The organism is Pseudomonas sp. 1152_12, from assembly GCF_052850675.1.
Window position 1 is genome coordinate 12,864 of sequence record NZ_VXCW01000005.1, and the last position, 23,581, is coordinate 36,444.

Annotated in this window: 24 protein-coding genes, 1 tRNA gene and 2 pseudogenes; 10 read left to right on the forward strand and 17 right to left on the reverse strand. The window is 58.4% G+C overall.

Features of this window, described 5'->3' with window-relative positions; genetic code table 11:
• Positions 1-2: 2 nt before the first annotated feature.
• From FW764_RS10195 to FW764_RS10215, 5 genes are all read right to left on the reverse strand, one after another.
• Positions 3-902, reverse strand: a complete 900-nt coding sequence (locus FW764_RS10195; RefSeq protein ID WP_446433826.1) for a DMT family transporter — start codon at positions 900-902, stop codon at positions 3-5.
• A gap of 116 nt (positions 903-1,018) precedes the next feature.
• Positions 1,019-3,577 carry a TonB-dependent hemoglobin/transferrin/lactoferrin family receptor gene (locus FW764_RS10200; RefSeq protein ID WP_446433827.1) on the reverse strand — a complete coding sequence of 853 codons (2,559 nt, stop codon included), beginning with the start codon at positions 3,575-3,577 and terminating at the stop codon, positions 1,019-1,021.
• Between the two features lie 128 nt (positions 3,578-3,705).
• Positions 3,706-4,674: a FecR family protein gene (locus FW764_RS10205; RefSeq protein WP_446433828.1), complete on the reverse strand. Its 969-nt coding sequence runs from the start codon at positions 4,672-4,674 to the stop codon at positions 3,706-3,708.
• On the reverse strand, positions 4,671-5,210 hold the full coding sequence (locus FW764_RS10210; protein WP_446433829.1) for an RNA polymerase sigma factor: 540 nt from the start codon (positions 5,208-5,210) through the stop codon (positions 4,671-4,673). Before FW764_RS10210 ends, FW764_RS10205 begins: the two co-directional genes overlap by 4 nt.
• 188 nt (positions 5,211-5,398) lie before the next feature.
• Positions 5,399-6,415 carry a DUF4917 family protein gene (locus FW764_RS10215; protein ID WP_446433830.1) on the reverse strand — a complete coding sequence of 339 codons (1,017 nt, stop codon included), beginning with the start codon at positions 6,413-6,415 and terminating at the stop codon, positions 5,399-5,401.
• Between the two features lie 123 nt (positions 6,416-6,538).
• On the opposite strand from FW764_RS10215, the gene yiaY reads away from it, so the two are divergent.
• The 5 genes from yiaY to FW764_RS10240 all read left to right on the forward strand — a co-directional run bounded on the left by yiaY (position 6,539) and on the right by FW764_RS10240 (position 11,669).
• Positions 6,539-7,687 (forward strand): L-threonine dehydrogenase, encoded by a 1,149-nt coding sequence (gene yiaY, locus FW764_RS10220; RefSeq protein ID WP_446433831.1) that lies wholly within the window; start codon positions 6,539-6,541, stop codon positions 7,685-7,687.
• A gap of 92 nt (positions 7,688-7,779) precedes the next feature.
• Positions 7,780-8,454, forward strand: a complete 675-nt coding sequence (locus tag FW764_RS10225) for an NAD-dependent epimerase/dehydratase family protein (RefSeq protein ID WP_446433832.1) — start codon at positions 7,780-7,782, stop codon at positions 8,452-8,454.
• The gene (locus FW764_RS10230) at positions 8,454-9,365 is read left to right on the forward strand and encodes a LysR family transcriptional regulator (RefSeq protein ID WP_446433833.1); all 912 of its coding nucleotides are present in this window, start codon (positions 8,454-8,456) and stop codon (positions 9,363-9,365) included. The genes FW764_RS10225 and FW764_RS10230 overlap by 1 nt, the downstream gene beginning before the upstream one ends.
• A 172-nt stretch (positions 9,366-9,537) precedes the next feature.
• The gene (locus FW764_RS10235; RefSeq protein ID WP_446433834.1) at positions 9,538-10,731 is read left to right on the forward strand and encodes a CaiB/BaiF CoA transferase family protein; all 1,194 of its coding nucleotides are present in this window, start codon (positions 9,538-9,540) and stop codon (positions 10,729-10,731) included.
• Positions 10,728-11,669, forward strand: a complete 942-nt coding sequence (locus tag FW764_RS10240) for a hydroxymethylglutaryl-CoA lyase (protein ID WP_446433835.1) — start codon at positions 10,728-10,730, stop codon at positions 11,667-11,669. The genes FW764_RS10235 and FW764_RS10240 overlap by 4 nt, the downstream gene beginning before the upstream one ends.
• Positions 11,670-11,793: 124 nt before the next feature.
• Here the strand turns inward: FW764_RS10240 and FW764_RS10245 are convergent, their stop codons facing one another.
• Positions 11,794-12,282 carry a DMT family transporter gene (locus tag FW764_RS10245; protein WP_446433836.1) on the reverse strand — a complete coding sequence of 163 codons (489 nt, stop codon included), beginning with the start codon at positions 12,280-12,282 and terminating at the stop codon, positions 11,794-11,796.
• A 77-nt stretch (positions 12,283-12,359) separates the two neighbouring features.
• Here FW764_RS10245 and FW764_RS10250 point away from each other — a divergent pair, with 77 nt between their 5' ends.
• The 4 genes from FW764_RS10250 to FW764_RS10265 all read left to right on the forward strand — a co-directional run bounded on the left by FW764_RS10250 (position 12,360) and on the right by FW764_RS10265 (position 15,044).
• Entirely contained in the window at positions 12,360-13,277 is a 918-nt protein-coding gene (locus tag FW764_RS10250; protein ID WP_446433837.1) for a LysR family transcriptional regulator, read from the forward strand.
• Positions 13,278-13,290: 13 nt separating this feature from the next.
• Complete coding sequence (gene fos, locus FW764_RS10255) at positions 13,291-13,701, forward strand: fosfomycin resistance glutathione transferase (RefSeq protein ID WP_446433838.1); 411 nt, start codon at positions 13,291-13,293, stop codon at positions 13,699-13,701.
• Between the two features lie 54 nt (positions 13,702-13,755).
• Positions 13,756-14,397, forward strand: a complete 642-nt coding sequence (locus FW764_RS10260) for a LysE family translocator (RefSeq protein ID WP_094951029.1) — start codon at positions 13,756-13,758, stop codon at positions 14,395-14,397.
• Positions 14,398-14,516: 119 nt separating this feature from the next.
• Positions 14,517-15,044, forward strand: a complete 528-nt coding sequence (locus FW764_RS10265; protein WP_016975135.1) for a DUF4142 domain-containing protein — start codon at positions 14,517-14,519, stop codon at positions 15,042-15,044.
• Between the two features lie 55 nt (positions 15,045-15,099).
• Here the strand turns inward: FW764_RS10265 and FW764_RS10270 are convergent, their stop codons facing one another.
• From FW764_RS10270 to FW764_RS10305, 8 genes and pseudogenes are all read right to left on the reverse strand, one after another.
• Positions 15,100-15,513 carry a low affinity iron permease family protein gene (locus FW764_RS10270; protein ID WP_446434177.1) on the reverse strand — a complete coding sequence of 138 codons (414 nt, stop codon included), beginning with the start codon at positions 15,511-15,513 and terminating at the stop codon, positions 15,100-15,102.
• Positions 15,447-15,965 carry a methylated-DNA--[protein]-cysteine S-methyltransferase gene (locus tag FW764_RS10275; RefSeq protein WP_446433839.1) on the reverse strand — a complete coding sequence of 173 codons (519 nt, stop codon included), beginning with the start codon at positions 15,963-15,965 and terminating at the stop codon, positions 15,447-15,449. The genes FW764_RS10270 and FW764_RS10275 overlap by 67 nt, the downstream gene beginning before the upstream one ends.
• A 98-nt stretch (positions 15,966-16,063) precedes the next feature.
• The gene (locus tag FW764_RS10280) at positions 16,064-16,396 is read right to left on the reverse strand and encodes a hypothetical protein (protein ID WP_446433840.1); all 333 of its coding nucleotides are present in this window, start codon (positions 16,394-16,396) and stop codon (positions 16,064-16,066) included.
• A gap of 7 nt (positions 16,397-16,403) precedes the next feature.
• Positions 16,404-16,562, reverse strand: a pseudogene (locus FW764_RS10285) (type II toxin-antitoxin system HicB family antitoxin); the annotation flags it as partial.
• Positions 16,563-16,584: 22 nt separating this feature from the next.
• A pseudogene (locus tag FW764_RS10290) lies at positions 16,585-16,766 on the reverse strand (type II toxin-antitoxin system HicA family toxin).
• A gap of 474 nt (positions 16,767-17,240) precedes the next feature.
• Positions 17,241-17,546: a DUF6482 family protein gene (locus FW764_RS10295; RefSeq protein WP_446433841.1), complete on the reverse strand. Its 306-nt coding sequence runs from the start codon at positions 17,544-17,546 to the stop codon at positions 17,241-17,243.
• A gap of 23 nt (positions 17,547-17,569) precedes the next feature.
• Complete coding sequence (locus FW764_RS10300; protein ID WP_446433842.1) at positions 17,570-18,094, reverse strand: DUF3833 domain-containing protein; 525 nt, start codon at positions 18,092-18,094, stop codon at positions 17,570-17,572.
• A 410-nt stretch (positions 18,095-18,504) separates the two neighbouring features.
• A protein-coding gene (locus tag FW764_RS10305; protein WP_446433843.1) for an IS3 family transposase occupies positions 18,505-19,667 on the reverse strand; the annotation gives its coding sequence in 2 pieces (ribosomal slippage) (positions 18,505-19,415 and positions 19,415-19,667; 1,164 coding nt in all).
• Between the two features lie 490 nt (positions 19,668-20,157).
• Between FW764_RS10305 and FW764_RS10310 the strand changes: the two genes are divergently transcribed.
• Entirely contained in the window at positions 20,158-21,819 is a 1,662-nt protein-coding gene (locus tag FW764_RS10310; RefSeq protein ID WP_446433844.1) for a GmrSD restriction endonuclease domain-containing protein, read from the forward strand.
• Between the two features lie 81 nt (positions 21,820-21,900).
• Here the strand turns inward: FW764_RS10310 and FW764_RS10315 are convergent, their stop codons facing one another.
• From FW764_RS10315 to FW764_RS10325, 3 genes are all read right to left on the reverse strand, one after another.
• Complete coding sequence (locus tag FW764_RS10315) at positions 21,901-22,263, reverse strand: DUF6538 domain-containing protein (RefSeq protein WP_446433845.1); 363 nt, start codon at positions 22,261-22,263, stop codon at positions 21,901-21,903.
• A gap of 88 nt (positions 22,264-22,351) precedes the next feature.
• Positions 22,352-22,425, reverse strand: a tRNA-Gly gene (locus FW764_RS10320).
• Positions 22,426-22,555: 130 nt separating this feature from the next.
• On the reverse strand, positions 22,556-23,440 hold the full coding sequence (locus tag FW764_RS10325) for an alpha/beta fold hydrolase (RefSeq protein WP_446433846.1): 885 nt from the start codon (positions 23,438-23,440) through the stop codon (positions 22,556-22,558).
• Between the last annotated feature and the right edge of the window lie 141 nt (positions 23,441-23,581).

The following is a 23,581-nucleotide window of genomic DNA, read 5'->3' on the forward strand; positions in this document are numbered from 1 at the left end:
ATTTAGACTGCGTTCGGCTTGGGAACGGGTGCTGGCTGCACCGCCGTCTTGCGCCCCAGCATCACCGTCACGATCACACCACAGGCAAACAGCCAGGTAATCGGCTCGATATGTTCACCAAAGAACAACGCCGAAAACGCGATGGTAAAGAAAATCTGCAACAGCTGAATCTGGCTGACCCGGGCAATGCCTCCCATGGCCAACCCGGCGTACCAGGCGAAGAAGCCCAGGAATTGCGAGAACAGCGACACATAGCCGAACGCCCACCAGGCGCGTGTGGAAATCGCCCCTTGATGCTGCGCCGCCAGGTACCACACCGGGCCGATCAACACGGGCGTCGACAGCACCAGCGCCCAGCAAATCACCTGCCAGCCCCCCATCTCCTTGGCCAATCGGCCACCTTCTGCATAACCCAGGCCGCCCACGGCTATTGCGCCGAGCATCAATAAATCACCCGCCTGGATACTGCCGGCGCCGGTGATCAACGCATAACTGAGCACCAACCCACTGCCCAGCGCCGCGCAGGCCCAGAACGCTTTTGACGGCCGCTCATGGGACAGCCACGCTGCGTACAGCGCCACGCACAGTGGCTGCAGGCCGTTGACCAGCGCGCCATGGGAGGCGGGCAAGGTTTGCATGGCCCAGGCCGACAGCACCGGGAAGCCGAGGATGACGCCTGCGATCACCAGGCACAGCCCGCGCACCTGGCGCCAGGTCGGCCAGCGCTCGCGGCGCCACAGCAACAGCGCCGCCGCCGGGATTGCCGCGAACAAGGCACGGCCCAGGCCGTTGAGCAACGGGTGAACTTCCTGCACCACGATGCGGGTGAAGGGCAGGGTCAGGCTGAAGATGATGACGCCCAGCAGGCCGAGGGCCATGCCGGTGTTTTCGCGCGAGCTCATGATGGGGACCGAAACTAGAGGGCTTCAAGGGAAGCCCATCTAGCCACAACCCCCGTCGGTTGTGGGCTTACAGCTGATGGCCGATTTATCCGTACAGTTGAGGTCATGTGGGCGTTTTAGAAGAACCGCGTAATGCTGATCTTCGCATCGCGGCCTTTGGTGTAGGCACGGTCGCCGCTCAAGGCCGGGCGGAAGTTGTTGTTGAACAGGTTGTCCACGGTGAAATTCACCTCGGTGCCTTTCAGGTAAGCCTGTTGCGGCTTCCATTTGGCGAACAGGCCTTGGGTGTTGTAGGCCTTGTTGCCGTATTGGTCGTAGAACAGGTCGCCCACGCTACTGCCCGGGCCGCCGGAATATTTGTCGCTGGGCAAGCGGTCGGTCGCGCCGACGAACTGACCCATCCAGCCCACCTGGGCATCCCACGCCGGAATGTGGGTGCCCAGTACCAGCACCCATTTGGTCGGTGGAATATCACGTGCCGCCACGTTCGGGCCCCACGGGTTGGTGTAGGCGCCTTCGTGGTCACCTTTGGCGTAGGCGAACGACACCGAGCCGAACAGGTAGGTGGAGTTGTAGAACGATTCCAGCTCAAAGCCCTTGATGGTCAGGCCGCCGATGTTGCGGTAGTTGGACATCGCGCCCGGTGGGCAGGCGCTGGAAATCGTGCCGCCATTGACGGCCTGGTTCTGGCAGCCGACGCCGGTGGCCTTGAAGATTTCGTCTTCGACTTTGTTGTGGAACAGCGTGGTGCGCACTTGCAGGTTGTCGTCCTGGGCGAGCAGGTCATCGAAGCTGACGACGCTGCCCATGGTGATCGAGGTGATGCGTTCCGGGTCGAGGTCGACGCTGGTGGCGGTGCGGCTGCCCAGACCCTGCACTTCATACTGCTCGTCGATGACCGGCGCGCGCCAGGTCTTGCTCCAGTTGGCGAACAGCCCCAAGTTTGGGGTGACGTTCCAGAACAGCGCCAGGCGCGGCGACCAACCGGTGTAGGTACGGTCGCTGTAATCGTGCCCGACAGCCGGATCAGCGTTGTTGTAGTACGGCGCATCGTTGCCTTCGCCGCGGTTGCGCACATGGTCGTAGCGCAGGGACGGGGTGATGGTCACATCGCCTACGGTCACCGCATCCTGCACAAAGAAGCTGTTGGTATCGACTTTGCCGTGGGGCATGAAGCCCGGCTGGAAGTGCCCGTAGTTGTAGCGCGCGGTGTCGTAGGTTTTACCGGGCATCCACATCTCGGTTTCGCGGATGTGCTTGCGGATCTGCCCGCCGACGGTGACTGCATGCTGCAAGGGCCCGGTGGCAAACAGGCTGACGTTGCGGATGTCGAGGTTCTTGTCGGTGTAGGAGGTGTCCATCTTGCGCCCGCCGGTGGCCAGTTGGAAAAACGCGCTGGCGTTGCGCTCGTCGGTCTGGTCGGTGTTGGACTGCGAATATTTGACGGTCAGGTCTACCAGCGGGTTGTCCAGCGGTTGGTATTCATACTTGCCCGACCAGGTGGTGTCGACGGTGTCGCGGTGGGCTAAAAAACGCGTCAACGCGCCTTCGTAGCCGTAGCGGTCGATCTGGGCCTGGGTCGGCGGCGCCGGGTAGCTGGCGGCGGAAAACGGTGTCCAGCGGTTGCTGTGGGAGCGCGAGTAGGAAAGCCCGACACTGTGCTCATCGGTCAGGTGCGCGTTGACCTTGAACAATTTGCCGTCCACGTCCTGGGCGCTGTTGGGCAGGCGCTGAGGGTTGATCGGGAACAGGTTGTCCTCGTTGGGCAGCTTGGCGGCCACCTTCATGTCGCCGCCGTCGCGTTGGGTCAGGTAGGCCAGGACGTCGAAGCGACCGTCCTCGGTGCGGCCATACACGGCGCCGCTGTAGACCTGTTCGTGGTCGTTGCTGGAGTAGCCGTACTTGAGCATCGCGCCGCTGTTGTGCCCATCTTTGAGCAAGTCCGGGGCATCCTTGGTGGTCATGTTCACAGTGCCGCCAAAACCGCCGTTGCCGGTGAACGGCGAGTTGGGGCCTTTCTCGACCTCGATGCTCTTGATCAGCTCGGGCTCGATAAACACCGTGCCTTGTTGATAGCGCTCAAAGCCGCTTTTGGTGGCGCCATCGACGGTCATCGGCACGTCTTCGGCATCGCCGAAACCACGGATGTTGATGGTCTGGCCGCCGGGTTTCAGCGAGCCGCCCTGGCTCACGCCGGGCAAGGTCTGCAACAGGCTGGGGATGTTATTGGACTGGTGGCGATCAATGTCGGCCTGGCTCAAGGTGGAGCGGTTGACGGTGCTGGAATCGACTTCGTTTCCGGTGCCGATCACGCTGAGCGCGTCCAGCTGGATGGCGCCACTCTGGGGGGGCTTGCCTTCGTCGGGGCGTACCACGTAGGTGGTGCCGACCTTGATCAGGGTGAACTCGCCGTTTTTCAGCAGGCTGTGAATCGCTAGTTCCGCGGTGAACTCGCCGTTGAGCGCGGGCGCCTGCACGTTCTTGAGCAGTGTTTCATCGTACAGCAGCTGGATTTTCGCCTGCTGCGCCACCTGGCTCAGGGATGTGGCTAGCGACTGGGCGGGCAGTTGCAGCTTGAGCGACTCGGCCTGGGCACTGAGGCTAAACGCCATGCACGTGGCAATAAGGGTCGGTCGAAGAAACAGGTGCGTAGCGTGGCAAGGCGCGCAAAACATGAAATCCCCCGGGGTGGCTAAGTAGCCGAAAAGGTGTGCGTATCAAACACAGTCGGGAGGAAGACGGGGCAGGCAAAAAAAACCACACGTGCGAATGCAAAATATTCTCAACTGAGGGTTCGCCTGCGTTACTTGTTCGGTTCGATTCTTACAATGCCATCGGCTGAGGCCACGGTTTTCACCGGCAGCAGGGCCGGCAGGGCGGCAAGCAGGGCGTCCGGGTCATTCACATCCAGATTGCCCGAGACCTTCAGTTGCGCCACGGCTTTGCTGACCAGCAACTGCGCCTGCGGCCGGTAGAGGCTCAGTTCATCGATCAGGCTGGCCAGGTCGCGGTTTCGAAATGACAGGTGCCCGCTGCGCCAATCCGCCACTTCCTCAGCCGTGAGGGTTTGTTGCTCTACTGTGCCCTTGGCGTAGCTGTAGGACGCGCGTTGTTGGGCGCCGAGTAAGCTCACCGGGCTTTTGCTGTCGGGCGTGAAGGCCACTTGGCCATGGGCAACGCTGACCACCAGTTGCTGCTGGCTGCGCCGCACATCGAAACCAGTGCCGACCACCCGCACATGCGCCTCGCCGGCTTGCACGTACAGCGGCCGTTCCTTATCGGCGGCCACTTCGATGTACAGCTGGCCCTTGTCCAAATGAAGGGTGCGTTGGTGAGCGCTGAAGTCTATGCGCAGACGTGTGTTGGCATTCACATACAGCGTGCTGCCATCGGGCAGATTCAGGGTGCGCATGCCTTTGGCGTGGGCGGCGATTTGGCTGTGGTAAAGTTCGCGAGGCGCGCCGATGTGCGTGGCCAGCAGGGCGCACACCAGCGCGGCGGCGACGGCCAGGGCAGGGCGCCAGACGGAAGGCTTGCGCTTGGGCAGCGGCACGGGTTTGTTCAGTTGCTGCAATTGGCCGAGGTCGGCCCACAGTTGTTCGAACTCGGCATACGCGCGGGCATGGGCAGGCACGGCCTGCCAGGCGGCAAAGGCTTTGCGATCGGCACGCCCCATGTCGCTGCGGTTGCGGGCAAACCAGCTGGCGGCTTGGGCATCGATGGAGTCACTCGCTTCGATGTCTAGGGCGTCGATGTCGCTCAGGCGCTTCATTCTGGCTGCTCCGTGCCGGGTTCGTGTTGAAGGCGTCGCTTGCAATGCAGCAGGGCAAACGCGATGTGCTTTTCCACCATGCTGGTCGAAATGCCCATGCGCTCGGCGATCTGCATCTGGCTCAGGCCTTCGAAGCGGTGCAGCATAAGGGCTTCTCGCCTGCGGGGCGAGAGTTCGGCGAGGACTTCTTTCAACTGTTCCAGGCGTTGCAGGCGCTGCGCGGCGACCATCGGCTCGTTTTGCTCATCGGTGACCGGCTCGGCGTCCTTTTCGGTGGGGGCAAGGTGGACGGTCTGCCGTACCTTCTGTTTACGCCAGTGATCACGCAGCAGGTTGCGTGCCATCTGGAACAGAAACGCCCGTGGCTGCTCGACCTTGGCCCGGTCGCGGTAGTCCAGCCATTGGGTAAAGACATCTTGGGTCATGTCCGCCGCGTCGCTGGCGTTGTCTGTGCGTTTGCGCAAGAAATACAGTATGTCTGCATAAAACCCGCGAAAGGCATCGGACGACAACGGGTCGGGCTTGGGACGAGACATGGATATCCTTCTTGACGAAGCACGACGTAGAAAAGTCGTGAATGATATCGAGAATTATTGTTATTTGTCAGTAGGTGAGTGTGGCTCGCTCAAAATGTGGGAGGGGCTTGCTTCCGATGGCAGTGTGTCAGTCAATGAATGTGGCGACTGATTCACCACAATCAGGTGCAGGCCCCCTCCACATTTGATCAGCGTTCGACGGGGACGGACAACGCGCCATTACCCAACGGATGCGTGCGCGCCGCAAAGAATTTCAAGCCCACGCCGCTGCCCTCAAATAGCTCCGAATAGCGGCGCTTCTGCTGGCGAATAAACCCATCGCTGCGTCCCGATACTGAAATCGCCAGGGTCGTAATCCTGGCCTGGCGAAGCGCATCCACCAAGTGCTTATCCTGCGGGCCGAGGTCCTGGCCGAAGATGCACAGCGCACCTTCATGGCTGAGCAACTGCTCATAACAGAACGACAGATAGTCCGAACTGCGGATGGTTTTAAGCTTCTCTTGCACCTTGCCTTCGCTGACAAACAGCGGCACATCATCCAGGGTCTTGATCGTGTTGTTGATCGCAAAACTGCTGAGCAAGGTGCTGTCGGTGGACGCCAATTTTCGCGCCGTACCGTCGAGGTTGCGCACCAGGTGCAGGCCGCCGTGCAGGTAGAGGATGCGCGTGGCCTCGGTGCGGGTGTTGCGCAGGTCGAAGCTGGCATCGGCGCTGCGGAACAGGTCGTCGATGCCTGGCGTGTGCAGGATCGCCCAATAGTTGAGCAGGTCGTAATTACTGGTGAATACCGTGGAGTAGCGAGCCAGTTCCGCGTTGATCGTCGCCAGCGTTGACGGCTGCACCAAGCGCCACGGAATGTGCACGGCGTGGATGGTATTGATCAGCGCTTCCTTGATCGCGTAGTAGCGATTGCGCGGCGCCGCCGAGCTGACCGCCAGGGCTTTGTTGACCCGGCTGGTGGTCTTCAACGCGCCTAGCGCCTGCTCGAAACTGCGGGTTTGCAGGGCATCGAACACACTCAGCTCGGATTGGCTGAGGGGCTTTTCTTCGACGGTACGGGCGTTTTCGAACAGCGAGTCGTAGGCAAAGTCTTCCCAAATCGTGCGGCTCGCGCCATTACCGATCAGAATCCCACTGAAGTCGACGGCGCTGCGCAGCGCGCTCCAGTCTTCAAGGTGGGCGTCAATATCCTGGAAATCCTTCATTGCGGCGGGTCTACTCGAAATCTTCTGGGTGGTGACTTTATCACGAGCGGTCGTTGATCCTGATCAACATGGCGCAGGCAAGTCAGGTTGATCCTGTAGGCATAACGCCTCTGAGGATTGACCATGAGCAGCACCTTCTTTATTCCCGCCGTCAACATCATGGGCACCGACTGCCTCGACGAGGCCATGATTGCCATCCGCAACTATGGTTTTCGCAAGGCGCTGATCGTCACTGATGCGGGCCTCGCCAAGGCCGGCGTGGCCAGCATGATCGGCGAGAAGCTGGCGATGCAGGATATCGACTCGGTCATCTACGACGGCGCCAAGCCCAACCCCAATGTGGAAAACGTCGAGAAGGGCCTGGCGCTGTTGCAGCATAGCCAGTGCGATTTCGTAGTGTCCCTGGGCGGCGGTTCGCCCCATGACTGTGCCAAGGGCATAGCGCTGTGCGCCACCAATGGTGGGCATATCGGCGACTACGAAGGCGTCGACCAATCCAGCAAGCCGCAACTGCCACTGGTGGCCATCAACACCACCGCGGGCACCGCCAGCGAGATGACCCGCTTCTGCATCATTACCGACGAAACCCGCCACGTGAAAATGGCCATCGTCGACCGTAACGTCACGCCGTTGCTGTCGGTCAATGACCCGGCGCTGATGGTCGGCATGCCCAAGGGCTTGACGGCCGCCACCGGCATGGACGCCCTGACGCATGCCATCGAAGCCTATGTTTCTACCGCCGCCAACCCGATTACCGACGCTTGCGCGATCAAGGCCATTGAGCTGATCAGCGCCAACCTGCGCCTGGCGGTGCGTGATGGCACCGACAAGGCCGCGCGGGAAAACATGGCCTATGCGCAATTCCTCGCCGGGATGGCATTCAACAATGCCTCCCTGGGTTTTGTGCATGCCATGGCCCACCAACTCGGCGGCCTCTACGACTTGCCCCACGGTGTGTGCAACGCGGTCTTGTTGCCCCACGTGCAAAGCTTCAACGCCAGTGTTTGCGCCAAGCGCTTGAGTGACGTGGCGCGTGCATTGGGCGCCGATATCAAAGGAATTACCCCAGAAGAGGGGGCCCAAGCTGCCATCGCCGCCATTCGCACCTTGGCCCAGGAAGTTGAGATTCCCGCCGGCTTGCGTGAACTGGGCGCCAAGTTGCAGGACATTCCGCTGCTGGCCACCAATGCGTTGAAGGACGCCTGTGGGCTGACCAACCCACGGCGGGCGGATCAGCGGCAGATCGAGGAGATCTTTCGCAACGCTTTCTAAAAGGGGCAGCCGCACGCGGCAAACGGTAAGCTACAAGCTGAACTGCATTTAACTTAAGCATGAAGCTTGCGGCTTGCCGCTGAGGTCCCCCAATGAGAGTTCTGTTATTTGGCGCTACCGGCATGGTCGGCCAAGGCGTGCTGCGCGAGTGCCTGCTGGCCGCTGACGTACAGGAAGTCGTCACCGTTGGCCGCACGCCGCTGATCCAGGAGCACGGCAAGCTGCACCAGGTTCTGCACAGTGACATGCTGGATTTGCAGCCATTGGAAAACCTGTTGCAAGGCTTTGATGCATGTTTCTTCTGCCTCGGCGTATCGTCGGCAGGTATGAACGAAGCCAAATACACACACCTCACCTATGACCTCACCCTAGTTGCCGCCAGCACCCTGGCGCGGCTCAACCCGCAAATGACTTTTATCTACGTGTCCGGTGCCGGCACCGACAGTTCCGAGGCGGGCAAGTCGATGTGGGCACGGGTCAAGGGCAAGACTGAAAACGCTTTGTTGCGCCTGCCGTTCAAGGCGGTGTACCTGTTTCGGCCGGGGGTGATTCAGCCGTTGCATGGCGTGCGTTCGAAAACGCCGCTGTACCAATTCTTCTATTGCTTACTCGGGCCGGCGCTCTCTTTCGTACGTCGGGTCAACCCGGGCTGGGTCGTGAGCACCGAGACCGTCGGCCAAGCGATGTTGGCTGCCGTGCGCAATGGGGCGCCGCACGCGGTGGTGGAGCAGGCCGACATCAATCGCCTGGCAGCCGAGCGTCACTGATGCGGCACAAGAGCCTGGTGCGTCGCCTGGACCTGATAACCTTGCAACTGTTCGTTGCAGTGTTCGAGGAAGGCACGCTGACGCGCGCAGCTGCCCGCGAGGCCATTGCGGTGTCGGCGGCGAGCAAGCGCCTGATGGAGCTGGAACAAGTGCTGGGCGTCAGCCTGTTCGTGCGCCGGGCCAAGGGCATGGACCTCACCGCAGCGGGCGAAACCCTGTTGCACCATGCGCGGCAGATGCTGTTCAACGTCGAAAAAATGGGCCTGGAACTGGGCGAGCACAGCCATGGCGTGCGCGGTTATGTGCGCATGCTGGCCAATCTGTCGGCGATCATTCAGTTCCTTCCCGAAGACTTGCGGGACTTTTGCGCACGGCACCCCGAGGTGAAAACCGATCTGGAAGAACGCCCCAGCAACGGCGTGGTGCAGGGCGTGCTGGATGGCGTGGCGGACCTGGGGATCTGCTCCAGCGACACCGACACCAAAGGCTTGCCCAGTGTGACCTATCGGCACGATAAGCTGGTGGTGCTGATGCCGGCGGAGCATCCGTTGGCTTCCCGCCAAGCCCTGGCTTTCGCTGAAACCCTCGACAGTAATTATGTGGGTTTGCATGCTGCCAGCTCGATCAATATGCGCACCCATGCGGCCGCGCGTGAGGCGGGCAAGATGCTGCGCCTGCGCATCCATGTGCCGGGGTTTGACGCGATGTGCCGGATGGTCCAGGCGAACATGGGTATTGGCATCCTGCCGCAAAAGGCCTATGAACTGTTTGGTCGCGCGTTGGGGTTGCACGCGGTGCCGCTGACGGATGCTTGGTCGGAGCGCAGCTTGATTCTGGTGGTGCGCGATGAGGCGCAGTTGTCGCCGGTCAGTCGATTGTTGTTTGACTATCTGCGCAGGACGCTAGAGTAATTCAAACACGGACGGCCTCATCGCGGGCAAGCCCGCGATAGCGATCGAGTCAACGCCGTGATTGTATTGTTGTTCGTGTTTCGCGAACGCTCCTTGCCAACTGAAGGTTGGATTTCCCCTGCGCCTGTCGTCTAGCCTTGGCCACACATTCCAAGAGTAAAAGGCGCACCCCATGACGGCTCCGTTGAACGGTATCAAGGTGATTGAGATCGGCACCCTGATTGCCGCGCCGTTTGCCGCCCGGCTGATGGCCGAGTTCGGCGCCGAGGTGATCAAGATCGAAGCCATGGGCCAGGGCGATCCACTTCGCAAATGGCGAAAACTGCACGAAGGCACGTCACTGTGGTGGTACCTGCAATCGCGCAACAAGAAGTCCCTGGCCCTGGACCTCAAGTCCGCTGAAGGCCTTGGCCTGATCAAACAACTGCTCGGCGACGCCGACGTGCTGATTGAAAACCTGCGCCCCGGCGGCCTGGAAAAACTCGGCCTGGGCTGGGATGTGTTGCACGCCCTCAACCCCAAGCTGACCCTGGTACGCATCTCCGGCTACGGCCAGACAGGCCCTTACCGTGATCGCCCAGGCTTCGGTGCCATCGGCGAGGCCATGGGCGGCATTCGCTACACCACCGGCAACCCTGATTCGCCACCGGCGCGAGTGGGCGTGAGCCTGGGCGATTCCCTCGCGTCGCTGCACGGCGTGATCGGCGCGCTGATGTCGCTGCTGCGGGTCAAGACCGGGCAGGGCGATGGGCAGGTTGTCGATGTGTCACTGGCCGAAAGCGTGTTCAACCTGATGGAAAGCCTGGTGCCCGAATACGACATGCTCGGCCATGTGCGCGAGCGCAGCGGCGGCGCCTTGCCTGGCATTGCGCCCTCCAACACCTATCTGACCGCCGATGGCGCTTACGTGGTGATCGCCGGTAACAGCGACCCGATCTATAAGCGCCTGATGACCACCATCGGTCGCGCCGACTTGGCCGAAGCGCCGGAGTTTGCCCATAACGATGGCCGTGCGGCGAAAAGCGGGCTGCTTGACGCGGCGATCACCCACTGGACCAGCAGCCTGCCCATCGACCAAGTGCTCAGCGCTCTGGAAGCGGCAGAAGTGCCGGCCGGGCGCATTTACTCGGTGGCCGATATCGTCAGCGATCCGCACTACCAGGCGCGCGGCATGTTGCTCAATGCCGTACTGCCCGGCGGCGTGTCGATAAAAATGCCCGGCATCGTGCCCAAGCTTTCCGAAACCCCAGGCGCGGTGAACTGGCAAGGCCCGACGCTGGGCCAGCACACCGACGACATCCTCGCCGAGCTTGGCCTGACCGGTGCCGATATCCAACGCTTGAAAACGGCGGGAGTGGTGCAATGATCACTGACTATTGCGATCCGCTGATCGTGCAGGAAGTGTCCCCGCGCGACGGGCTGCAAATCGAACCGACCTGGGTCGAGACGGCCGACAAAATCGCGTTGATCAACCAGCTGTCGTTGGCCGGCTTTTCGCGGATCGAAGCCGGTTCATTCGTCTCGCCCAAGGCCATTCCCGCATTGCGCGATGGCGAGCAAGTGTTCCAGGGTATCGAACGCAAACCCGGCGTGATCTATGTGGCGCTGATCCCCAACGTCAAAGGCGCCCAGCGTGCCATCGGATCCCGGGCCGATGAGTTGAACCTGGTGATGTCCGCCAGCCAGACCCACAACCTGGCCAACATGCGCATGCGTTGCGAGGCGTCATTGGCAGCGTTTGGCGATATCGTCAGCTTCGCCGCCGACTACCCGGTGCACCTCAACGCCAGCATCGCTACCTCCTTCGGTTGCCCGTTCGAAGGCAAGATTGATGAAGACCGCGTGCTGCAAATCGTCGACGCCTACTGCGAGTTGGGCATCCAGGGCATCACGCTTGCCGACACCACTGGCATGGCCAACCCGCGCCAGGTGCAACGTCTGGTCAAGCGTGTGCTGGAGCGCGTTCCGGCCAGCGACCTGACCTTGCATTTTCACAACACTCGCGGCCTGGGTTTGTGCAATGTACTGGCGGCTTATGACGCTGGCGCACGGCGTTTCGATGCAGCGCTGGGTGGCCTTGGCGGCTGCCCGTTTGCGCCGGGGGCTTCGGGCAATATCTGCACCGAAGATTTGGTCAACCTGTGTGACGAAGTCGGTATTCACACCGGCATCGACCTGCCGCACCTGTTGCACATGTCCCGCCGCCTGCCGGCCCTGCTCGGCCATGCGCTGCCCGGCCAAGTGGCGAAAGCCGGACGCAATGGCGACCTGCACCCGCCACCGGCCTACATCGCCACGCTGTAACGCCGCACCAGTCAACAAAAGCACTCGGGCGCCTGTGAGCAGTTCGCTGGAGAGAAAGCATGAGCACTAATACGTTAGAGGCCGGGGCGCCCGGCCACTGAAATCGATGCCGAAAAAGCCCTGGTCAGCCTGCAGTTGCCAGGGCACGGGCGGGCGTGCTGCTGAACTGAATCAACGCCACCCCGCCAATCAACAACAACGCCCCCAACACACGGGGCATTGTTAGTTGGCGCTCCATCAGGCCGAACAGTCCAAAGTGGTCGAGCAGCAGAGCGGCGAGAATCTGCCCTGCCATGGCTAGTGCGATGAAACCCGACGCGCCGAGCTTGGGCAGCAGCAGCAACGCCAGGGAAATAAAGCACACGCCAAATGCACCGCCAGCCCACATCCACAGCGGTGCTTTAGTGATAGACACCAGGCTCGGCAGTGGTAAACGTAGCGCCAGAATGACCGGCAGCAGCACAATAATACTCACCAACAGTGACGCCAGCGTGGCCCACAATGGGTGGCCCAGCCCGCGCCCGAGGTTGGCATTGATCGCACTTTGAAACGGCACTACCGCCCCGGCGATCACTGCCAGCGCCAACAAACCCAGCCAGTGCAACGTCGTCATTTCATCTCTCCCAGAGGTTTTGCTGGACTCTAGGCTATTCGTCGCGCAAATTTAAATTCAAAGTTCTTATGCCGAGCATGCAGCTAATGAATGATCTGCGCCGCATCGACCTCAACCTGCTGGTAGTCCTGGATGCCTTGCTCAGCGAGCAACACGTCACCCGTGCCGCTGAGCGTCTGCACCTCAGCCAACCAGCGGTCAGCCACGCGTTGGCACGCCTGCGGGATGTGTTGAATGACCCGTTACTGGTGCGCCAGCGCGGCACACTGGTGCCGACCGCGCGCGCCTTGGAACTGGCTGCGCCGTTGGCCGAAGCCCTGGCCCAGGTGCAGGCGCTGCTGGCGCCGAACCGGTTTGACCCGGCGTCGGCCAAGCGTAGATTTCGCGTGGCGATGTCGGACTACAGCGCGGCGATTTTCCTACCCTGTTTGATTCGCGTCCTACGCCATGAGGCGCCCGGCATCGACCTGCAAATCATCCAGGCCAGCCGCGAAGGGATGGTGGACGGTGTGCTCAACGGCGACATCGACTTGGCCGCTGGGGTCTTTCCTGATATGCCCGCCGAACTGCGCACCACACCGTTGTTCGAGGAGCATTACACCTGCCTGGTGGACCGTAACAGCCTGCCGGCAAACGGCACCCTCGACCTGCCTACTTATTTGTCACGCCCACATGTGTTGCTGGAAATGCGCGGCAGCGGCACCCCGGAAATCGAACGCGCGTTGACGGCGATTCGTGAGCGGCGGCATGTGGCGATCAGCCTGCCACACTGGAGCGTGGCGCCGCAGTTGATCCAGGGCACCGACCTGATTCTGACGGTGTCATCCAGAGGCCTGCTCAACATCGATCAGCAGCATTTACTGGCCGTGCCGCCGCCGTTTCATATTCCCTCGTTTGCCTTTGAGCTGGCGTGGCATGCGCGACGGGGCGGGGACTCGGGGTTGCAGTGGTTGATTGGGCAGGTGCAGGGTGTATTGTCCGCAAGCCATCGATAACAGGAATAAAAACATGCTCTCAGGCCTCAACCACCTGACCCTTGCCGTCACCGATTTGAACCGCAGCGTCAACTTCTATCATCAGGTGCTGCAACTTCAACTCGACGCCACCTGGGACAACGGCGCCTACCTCTCATTGCCCGGTTTGTGGTTGTGTTTGTCGCTCGACCTGTCGCGTCCATCCGAACCTGCGGCGGAGTACACCCACTACGCGTTCACAGCCGCCGCCGATGACTTCCCCGCGCTGGTGGCGCGCTTGCGAGCGGCCCAGGTCCAGGAGTGGCGCGACAACCGTAGCGAAGGTGCCTCGTTCTACTTCCTCGACCCCGATGGCCACAAGCTTGAAGTGCACGTCGGCGATTTAGCCTCGCGTCTGTGCGCCTGTCGCGCCAAGCCGTATGCAGGAATGAAGTTTTACCCGTAGGCTCAGAGCGTGCAGAATCGCTGCACCTTTCAACCGTCTGTCAGAGTCGCGCCCATGACCCCATCCTTGTTGTTAGCCGTCCTCGCCTCGGGTTTTATCTACGGGATTACACCTGGCCCGGGCGTTCTGGCCGTGTTCGGCATCGGCGCTGCACGTGGCCGCCGCGCTGGGGCGGGGTTTCTGTGCGGGCATTTGCTGGGGGACGTGGTGTGGTGCAGTACTGCGTTGATCGCCATTGTTGGCGCGCGCGAAGTCGGCAGCAGTGCTTTTGATGTACTTGGCGTACTCAGCGGCTTGTATTTGTTCTGGCTCGGCTGGCGCGCCATTCGCACCCAGCGTCGCAGCAGCGATGCGCCTCAGGGCGCGGCGCGGCATCCGTTCTGGCACGGTATTCTGTTCGGCCTGACTAACCCCAAGGCCTACCCGGTGGCGGTGGCGACATTTACCGCGCTGCTGTCCAGCCGTGCTGAGTTGCTGACCTGGGCGATGCTGCCGTCCTTGATCTTCCTGAGCTTTATCGGTGGGCTGCTGGCCTACGCCATTCTGATCGGCGTGGTGGGCGCCCAGCGTGTGCGCACGGTCTACCAACGCCATGAAATCCTGATCACCAAACTCTGCGGTGTGATGTTCATCGGCTTCGCGATTAATGCGCTGGCGCATGCATTGCCCGGTCTGTTCGGCAGCAAACCGGCCTGATGTGATGACGACCGTTCGTCGCACTGGGAAGTTTTTTCTAAACCTTTGCTGCCCTCAAAATTCGAATTCAGGGCGGGTGCATTTTCCCGCACTTATTTTTTCCCTGGAGGAACCCCATCATGAGCCGCATGGCTATCCGGTTACGCACCGCCAGTTTCGCGATGCTGCTGGGCCTCGGCGCCAGCAATGCTTTCGCCCAGTCGCCTGCTGAATTCATTGAGCAGGCTTCGGCCAAAGGTATGGCCGATATCGAAACCAGTCGCATGGCCCACGCCAAAACCTCATCCCAGGAAATCAAGGACTACACCATTGAGGTGATTAACGAGCGCACCCTGGCCAACCAGCATCTGGCGGCGATCGCTAAGAAGCTCGACTTGCCGGTGGCGCCGCGCGAGAAAATCGTCGACAAGGCCGAAACCTTGATGCCCGAACTCAAGGACGGCGACTCCTTTGACGCCGCCTACACCGCGCAGCAGGTCAAGGAAAACGAAGACGCCATCGCTTTGTTCAAACAGGAAGGCGCGGCTTCGGATGTGCCCGAGATAAAAGCGCTGGTGGACGAAACGCTGCCTAAGCTTGAAGAGCGTCTTCAAAAAGCCCGTGCCCTGGCGTCGACCTACGGTAAAGGTCATCAAGGCGACGGTTGATTCCCTTGCGTTGAACTGAAAAAACGGCGGTTGGAGCAAGTCCCATCGCCGTTTTTTATGCGTGGTTCAGGTCGGTTTTATTCGCTACTGCGTCATCGACCACTTCTCCGCAACTGCTGTTGAGGCTGACGCTGCCGGTGGCGTAGATGCTGCGGTATTCCTTGCGCAGTTTTTCCAGCTCTTTGCGGTCCAGCCCGTCCCGGCTCAACACTGCATTTTGCGCATCCTTGGAGACGCGCAGCAGCTCATCGATCTTGATATGCAGGATGTCGTTATCGCGGTTTTGCGTGTTCTGGATCAGGAACACCATCAGGAAGGTAATGATGGTGGTCGAGGTGTTGATGATCAGTTGCCAGGTGTCGTTGTAGTGGAAGTACGGCCCGCTCAGGCTCCACAGCAAAATCAGTGCAACGGCGGCGTAAAACGTCCGGGCACTGGCTGGCCCGTACCTTCCAGTGCGAGTAGATATTGCTTGGTCTCAAGCCCTCCGGCAAACCCGGTCAGCCCGCCTGAAGCGCCGATGACACGGTGGCAGGGGGCGATGATCGAGATCGGGTTGCGCCCGTTGGCGGCCCCTACCGCACGCACGGCTTTGGGGTTGCCGATCTGCTGGGCGATCTGGCTGTAGCTGCGGGTTTCGCCAAAGGGGATGGTCAGCAGCGCCTGCCAGACTTGTTTTTGAAACGCAGTGCCGGTGAAATTCAGTTCCAGCTCGAATTGGTTGCGGGTGCCGGCGAAATACTCTCGCAACTGGCGCTCGGCTTCCAACAACACCGGGCTGTCGTTGGCCTCCTGCAACTCACCCAAACGCACACGGTTGGCACGCTCTGTTTCCCACAGGATGGCGTTGAGTTTGCCGTCGCGCGCGACCAAGGTGAGCTGGCCGACGGGGGAGGCCATGAGCTTGTATTCGTAGGACATGAGTGGATTCCTCGAAGGGGTTTAATAGGTACGGCGCCACTGTAGTTCTCCCCGCCGGACTGGAAACTACGTTTCTTGCGATCAAATTCTCCCTGAGCTTAGAGGTTCCAGTAAACCCAGTCGGTGTAGTACGGGTACCAGTAAAGCCAGGAGGCTCTATAGAGCCCCTTGAGCAGTGAGATCTCCCCAATGGCTACTAAAGAAATCACATTGAGCAGTGTGAAGATCAACGCAAATACCGTCACACGCTGGCTGGCGTAGCGCCAGGCAAACCCCGCGCCATAAGCCGACGCGGCAATGGCGCCGAGCATCAGCAGCGGCCCAAGGGGAAAGGGTAGCCTCACAAACGAGACTAACAGTGGCAAAACCACTACCCAGCCGACCACTTGGCGCAATATGTTTTTTGGTGTGCGTTGTCCAGTTTCAAGCATGGCGGTAATCTTGCGCAAGGATCTCGAAGTGCCCTTCGATCGCTTCACGGGCCATGGCCATGGCGTCGTCCAGGTCATCGCCAGCATAGTAGCAGCCAGGAATATCCGGGACTTCCCCCCAGGCATAGTCCTCGTCACCGGTTGAAATTGCGATAGGGTAAAGCATGTCTATTGCCCTCCGGGGGCGGTCAGTTGAGCAGAGCCTGTTTCAAGATGCGCTTGGCGGTTGTGTCCGACAGGTCCTTCTTTGGATGGGGAATCGTCACTAACCCCGGCTTTGTCGGGTGTTTGAAGTGGTGATGACTGCCCCGTGTGCCCACCTGGTACCAGCCGCCGCAACAATGTGACCTATCAAATATCGGCTATCCACATCACCTCCTTGTGGTGTGTGTTGGTGGTGACTACAACCACTCAGGGAGAATTATCAACACTTTACCTACCGACGGTCGTTAACCCGCGTTTCAGTAAGGGCTGAATCAAGTGTATGAGCGCGCCGGGAGGGCGTCGGAGAGAGGTATTGCGGAATTTTTCGAAGGCGTGGCCTACATCCGCGACCATTGGCTCGACGGTGACTGAAGTCACCAGCCTGTACGTCGCGGGCACCGTGTGGTGATGTAATTCAGGGCACCAATGGCCTCAGAAAGATTCGCTAGGTTGCGCAGCGCAAGGGAAAGGGTGGTGGTGTCAGAGTGATCTATTTTGAGGCGTAGAGCGTCGCGTGAGTGAGCTTTGGCTACGCAGGGCCATGTTGACGGTGCAACGTAGGTTCTTTCGCACCGCAACAGGATTGCCCGCCTAGTCTGCACCTACTAAAGGGAAGGGCAGCCAGAAAATGTAAAGCCTCTTAGAGCGATGCACTCAGCGTAAACGGAATACGCAACGCACCGATCGGCCCTTCCCGTGCACCGCACATTTCATCGTGCACGCACTGCTGGACCAACACGCAGGGAAACGGCGGAACCCGTTGCAACAGGTCGCGCAAATGCGTGGTGGAGCCGATGCGCATCGGTTTGGCATCATCGTCCAGCAGCGTCATTTCGATATGATCCAACCTGACGCGCGCGATGTAGAAACCACCTTCCAGCGACAGCAGTTCCAGCTCACGCACCTCGCCTTTTACCGCCAGTTCGGTCAGCATTTTCATATTCATGATTCGCCCTCACGCTCGGTCGTTTATTGGCGACGGAAAAACAACGTGATCTGGCCCCATTCGACGCCGAACTTGGTCATGCTCGAACGGTTGATCAAGGTGTCCTCGTCCATCAAGTACATCCAGTCATCAAAGCTGACTTCGTACACCGAACCATCCACCGGCAGGTTGAGCCGGTAGCGCCAACGCAGCGCGTTACCCGCCACTTCGCCAATCGCGTCGCCGACCACATCACCTGCGCGCCCGCGCCAGCGTCCCGGGCCATCGGGTGTCAACGTCCACACTCGCTGCTGGCGGGTGCCATCGCTGTACAGGAAACGCTCGTCAAGAATTAGAGCGTTGCCCTCGCGCCGGCTGGCGATATTCACTTCAAAGCGCTTTGCTACTTCCCCTGAGCGCTTTTGGAAAATCCCCCACGCCTTGACGGGCTTGCTGAAGAAACGTTGCAGGTCCAACTGCGGCTGCTGGTCGGCGTAGTGGTCGACTCCTACGTTGGTGCAACTGCTGACACTCAACACCAACAACAATGAAACCAGTAGACGTGTCATTGCCCGGCTCCGAGATGGTACGTGGCGAGGCGCCAACGCTCAGAGTTGATACTTGTACATAAATATTGATTTGTACAGGTTTAACCGGACAAGTGACTGATCGCATAAATCGCGCCCATAAAAAAACCGGTCACTATGGACCGGTTTTTTAAGTGTCCCTCGTCAGAACTATACTGACGTGAGTGCACTATTTGAGTGGAGCGGGTAGAGGGAATCCGCCCTATCCCTATCTGTCACGTAAGTCCTTGAAAATTTGAGTGTTGCATGGATGATTGTATTACACGTTTGTAGGACCTGCGTGGTCCCCGAAGGCAGAAAGTAAAACCCTTGGAATTGAGGGGGCCGTGTAGGGGTAGCTTGTGCTTTAGGGCTAACTTTTTGGCAAAACCTATCAATTGAGACTGTAGTGGTCAACTGATCCCGGACACGACGTTAAGTTTTTTCTCGGCCTGAGCCGGTGGCAGCCCACCATTAAATTGGTGCGGTCGAATCCAGTTGTACCGGTGCATCAAAAAATGGCTGATATCCCGCTGAGCTTGTTGGACCGTCGTGTAGCCCATGGTCGGTATCCACTCGGTTTTCAGGCTCCTGAACACCCGCTCCATCGGCGCATTATCCCAACAATTTCCTCGCCGGCTCATGCTCTGACGCATGCGATATCGCCAAAGGCGCTGGCGAAAACTCCGGCTTCCATATTGCGAGCCCTGGTCGGAGTGGAACAGCAAACCTTGAGGCTTCCCTCGCTGCTCGTAAGCCATGTCCAAGGCCTTGATGACCAAGTCGGCATCCGGCTTTCCCGGCAACGCCCAGCCCACAACACGGCGGGCAAAAAGATCTAGCACAACCGCCAGATACTGCCATTTCCCTTGAGCCCAGATATAAGTGATATCGCCACACCAGACGTGGTCAGGAGCGGGCACATCAAACTCCCGGTTCAAAATATTAGGGATGTCGGGCCGCTCGACCGTCGCCTTTTTGTAAGCATGCGATCCCGGTTGTTTGCTGACCAACTCCAGCTCGCGCATCAGGCTGCGCACCTTGAATCGCCCGATCTGCTCGCCGTCGTCCTGCATCATGGCCATGATGCTACGGCTACCGGGAGCACTGCGGCCTTGGGTGAACAACTCGTTCACCCGACTGCGCAATCGAAGGCGTTCTACATCCAGTGTGCGGCGCCTGAGACGCCGAGCGTAGTAGCACGAGCGAGTCACTTCAAACACCTTGCACAGCCAATCAACCGGCTCGTGGATGCTCAACTGGTCAATCAGCGCGAACGCTCGAGATTTTCCGACATCAAGAGCGCGGTAGCCTTTTTTAAGATTGATTTTTCCCGCTCAAGGCGAGCAATTCGGGCTTCCAGCTCTTGGATTTTCTGCTGCTCCGGGGTCAGCGCTTTGCTCTGCGGGGTGACGCCCGTGCGTTCTTGCTGCACTTGGTCGACCCATCGGCGCAAAGCCGACTCGCCGATACCAAGCGAGCGGCTGGCCTCAATGAAGCTGTAATCCTGCTTGAGAACGAGGTCGGCAGCCTCGCGTTTGAATTCAGGGGAAAAGGTACGGCGTTGTTTGGTCATCTGACACCTCGTTCTGGCGAGCATTCTCGCTTAAATGGATGTCCGGTTTCATTAGACCACTACACTTTTGCCTGTGCCCCACTTACCGGACAACGCGATAACTTTGTTGTCCTTATCCGCGAGTAATTGTGTCAACTGTTCCTTTGTCGATTTCAATGACATATACGTCTCCGAAGCTAAGTTTTCCATGCATGTTGCATCAGACGCATGCCAGGCGAACAGCGTCCTGAGTTGGACGTCTCTGAGACGTCATTGACCGGGTGGGTGGAGCTCGGGCGCACGCGAAAGGCTCCAGCTAGTAAACGCGTCGGAGGGACATCGCCGCTTAATCGAGACTTCGCCCGTGATGCTCAGATCCCAACAAGACCTTCGAAGGATCTGCCTCGATTCGCAACTCTATCAGCGGGCGGATTGCGGGCAGCGCACATCTCATACCATTCATGATGGCGGTCTGATACTGTCGGCGTTTTCAGGCAGGGAGCTTTACCACGTGAATGCAGCGAATCCTTCTCCAGTAACGGTGTTGTTTCAACCGGAAAACCAGAATAAAAAATATGAATCTCTTTTTTTGGAAATTGATACGGGTCAGATCAAGCTTCCAATGTTTCAAAGGGAGTTTGTCTGGGAGAAAGAGCAGTCGGCAAAGCTGATTGACTCTATACTTAAAGGCTTTCCTATCGGGACCTTTATTTTTTGGAAAACTCGCGAAGAGCTCAGAAGCTATAAAGAGGTAGGTAATCACGTTTTGCCCGACACTCCAAAAGGTGATTATGTCCAATATATTTTGGATGGGCAGCAGCGAATCACCTCGCTTTATGCGATTCGGAAGGGACTCCGGATCAGCAAGGATGGCAAGGAAATAAATTATCAAGATATTTACATTGATCTATCTGAGAATTTAGAGCGCGAAGACTCGGTAGTAAAAACCTTCCGCCATGATGGGGAGTCGAACCTTATCTCTGTTCATAGGCTTTTGACATGCAAGTTTACTGAGTTGATGCACGAGTTTACAGAACCTCAGCTTGAGCTAATGGAGTATTATAAAAACAGTCTTACGAATTATGATTTTCCCACGATAACAATTCGTGACTATCCGATAGAAGTGGCTTGTGAGATTTTCTCACGAATTAACACAGGAGGAAAAGCACTAACTGTGTTTGAGATCATGGTCGCGAAGACCTATGACGAAAGAAAATCTTTCGATCTGGCAGAACGCTATGAGGTTTTGAGGGACGGTTCTGACGACGAAAGAAGATGTCTTAGAACCGCCAAGTTTGAAACGCTTCCTCCGTCTTTAATCATGCAGTGCGTAGCGGCTATCACGACACGCGCCGTGCGTGGACGGGATATTTTAGGGATTAAGCGTGAGGATTTTATAGCGAACTGGGCGCCTATGAATGCCTCGCTATTCACAGCGATAGATTTCCTCCGCACAGAAATAAGGGTTCCCGTTTCTCAGCTTCTGCCCTATCCGGCATTGCTGATCCCTCTAACCTACTACTTCCATTCCACCGAAAATCGTAAGCCAACAGCTACCCAGGCTAAGTTACTTGAGCAGTTTTTTTATTGGGTCGGGCTAACGGAGCGATATGGTTCGTCCTCGGACTCTGGGATTACCGAAGACTTCAATAAGATGGACATGATATTGGCCGGAAAAACGCCGGACTATCCTCAGTCCGAGCTCCGCGTTGATAGTGAAGACGTAGCGCAGACTTACTTTTCATCTGGCAATTCTTATTGCAAGTCTATATTGTGCCTCTTGGCCTTTAACCAGCCAAAGTCTTTTGATACGGACGGTGTTGTGATCTTGGATAACAGCAATCTAAAGATTGCGAGTAGTCGTAACTATCACCATTTTTTTCCTACAAAATACCTGGCTAATGCTATGCCGGGCAGGGAGGCAAATCTAGTAGCCAACATAACTTTAATTGACGGTTACTCCAATAAGCATCGAATTAGTAAAAAAGCGCCGAGTCAGTATATTTCTGCTTTCTCATTAGAGAATGGGGCGATACAGCAGACGCTGATAAGTCATTTAATTCACGATGTCGAAGGCTACGGGGTGACGTCTGATGACTACGATAAATTTATTGAGCACCGGTCAAATGCTATTGCAGCCGCACTAAACGCAAAGCTTCTTGGGTCATACTGATAGGTAGAGCTCTCCGCGCTCTGCGGCTGGACGGCCTCGCTACTACAGCGAGGCCACACCCGCCCGTCTATCATAGCCGGATTACCGTTGGGCGTTCAGTCTGCATGCGACAAAAATATTGTTGTTTAGAATCTCTTGAAGCACCAACTCGGCTGCAACCTCGAAGGTCTCACAACAATCTTGAATGCTTATGAACCCGACTCCCGCCACTAGCGGACTGCCTTCTAATACCTTCGTCTCGTTCACTTGATTTAGCTCACTTATGCATGAATGCCATCGCGCCATTAGGTGCAATGCTACAGCCTTCGCTGCGCTGAGATCAGTGGTTCGGGCAGACGCGTGAATTTCTCGCTGACCCAATTGAACGCGATAGCGACTCGGGACGGTAATCCGAAGGACGTAGATTCCGCTCGAACGGCGGTAGAGGTTGTTGCGTTGCGTCACGTTGTAGGAGCCCTTTGTAGGAGGACTACGTGACTGTCTCGTTTTCTACCCGGTGGATTTCATAAAAATCAATGGGTTAGGAGAGAGGTGGAGCGGGTAGAGGGAATCGAACCCTCAACTAAAGCTTGGGAAGCTTTCGTTTTGCCACTAAACTATACCCGCTCAGCGCGGCTGACTTTGTACCAGATGTTCGCCGGGATTTGAAGTTTTTCTTCGAAAAATGTGTGGGTTGCGTTCATCGAGCCAGTCGACGAACGCACCTCGTACCGGCGCAAGCTGGTGTGGGAGCGGTTCAGATCGCGAAGGCATGCTGCGTCTGCTCTTGGTGATAGCGCAATCGACCCACCTGCCGCTCCGGTTTCAAAAAGCCCACCACTGCCTCTCGGCTATCCCGGCATGCCGCCTTGTGTTCCATGTCCAGAAAATGCCCGGTCGCCTGAACAGTGCTGAAGCTGCTCTTGGCCACATGCTGGCCAAACTGCTTGGCATCTTCGGCGCTGGTGTACTCGTCCCATTCGCCATTCAAAAACAGCACCGGAATGTCGATCTGCCGCGCCGCCTTGAGGTAGCACAGTCGGTCGCTGTTGAGCACGTGGCTGATGTGAAAGTGCATCTGCCCGTATTCGTGCTCGGCCAGGCTGCTCACGTGTTTGTAGTTGAAACGTTTGAACAGTGACGGCAGGTGTTTGCCGAGGGTGCTGTTGACCAGGTGGCCGACGCGGTCGCGGTCGAGGTTGCCGAGGTAGTCGACGCCGCGTTCGAGGTAGTCGCGCATCGGCGCGTTGATCACCGGGGAGAACGAGCTGATCACCGCCTTCTCCACGCGGCGGGGCCGGTGGGCGAGCGCGACCAGCGTGGCGGCGCCGCCCCAGGAAAACGACAGCACGTGTTCGGCGGCGAAGCGGTCGATAAGTTCCAGCAGAATCTGGCCTTCTATTTCTTTCGTCAGCATCTGCTCGTGGCGATTATGGATTTTGGAGCGGCCAGCGTAGGGCTGGTCGTACAAAACCACATTGAATTGTGGGTACAGGCTTTTCACGGTTTGGGCGAAAGAGGCCGTGGTGGCCATGGAGCCGTTGACCAGGATGATGGTCTTTTCCGCAGCATCCGCGCGATAGAACTCCGTGTAAACCCGATACTGACCCTGTATATCCAACACAGCGATTTCTGGCCTCATGTCGTAAGACTCCTGGCAAGCGGGTAGGGCGCGCAGATCAGTCTGCACACGCTTTATGACAGGTAGGCATACGCCTGGAAGATGAGCGCCCATGTCGGCCCGATGACGGCTGGCCGACGGCTGTTTTTAGGGCGGGCTGTT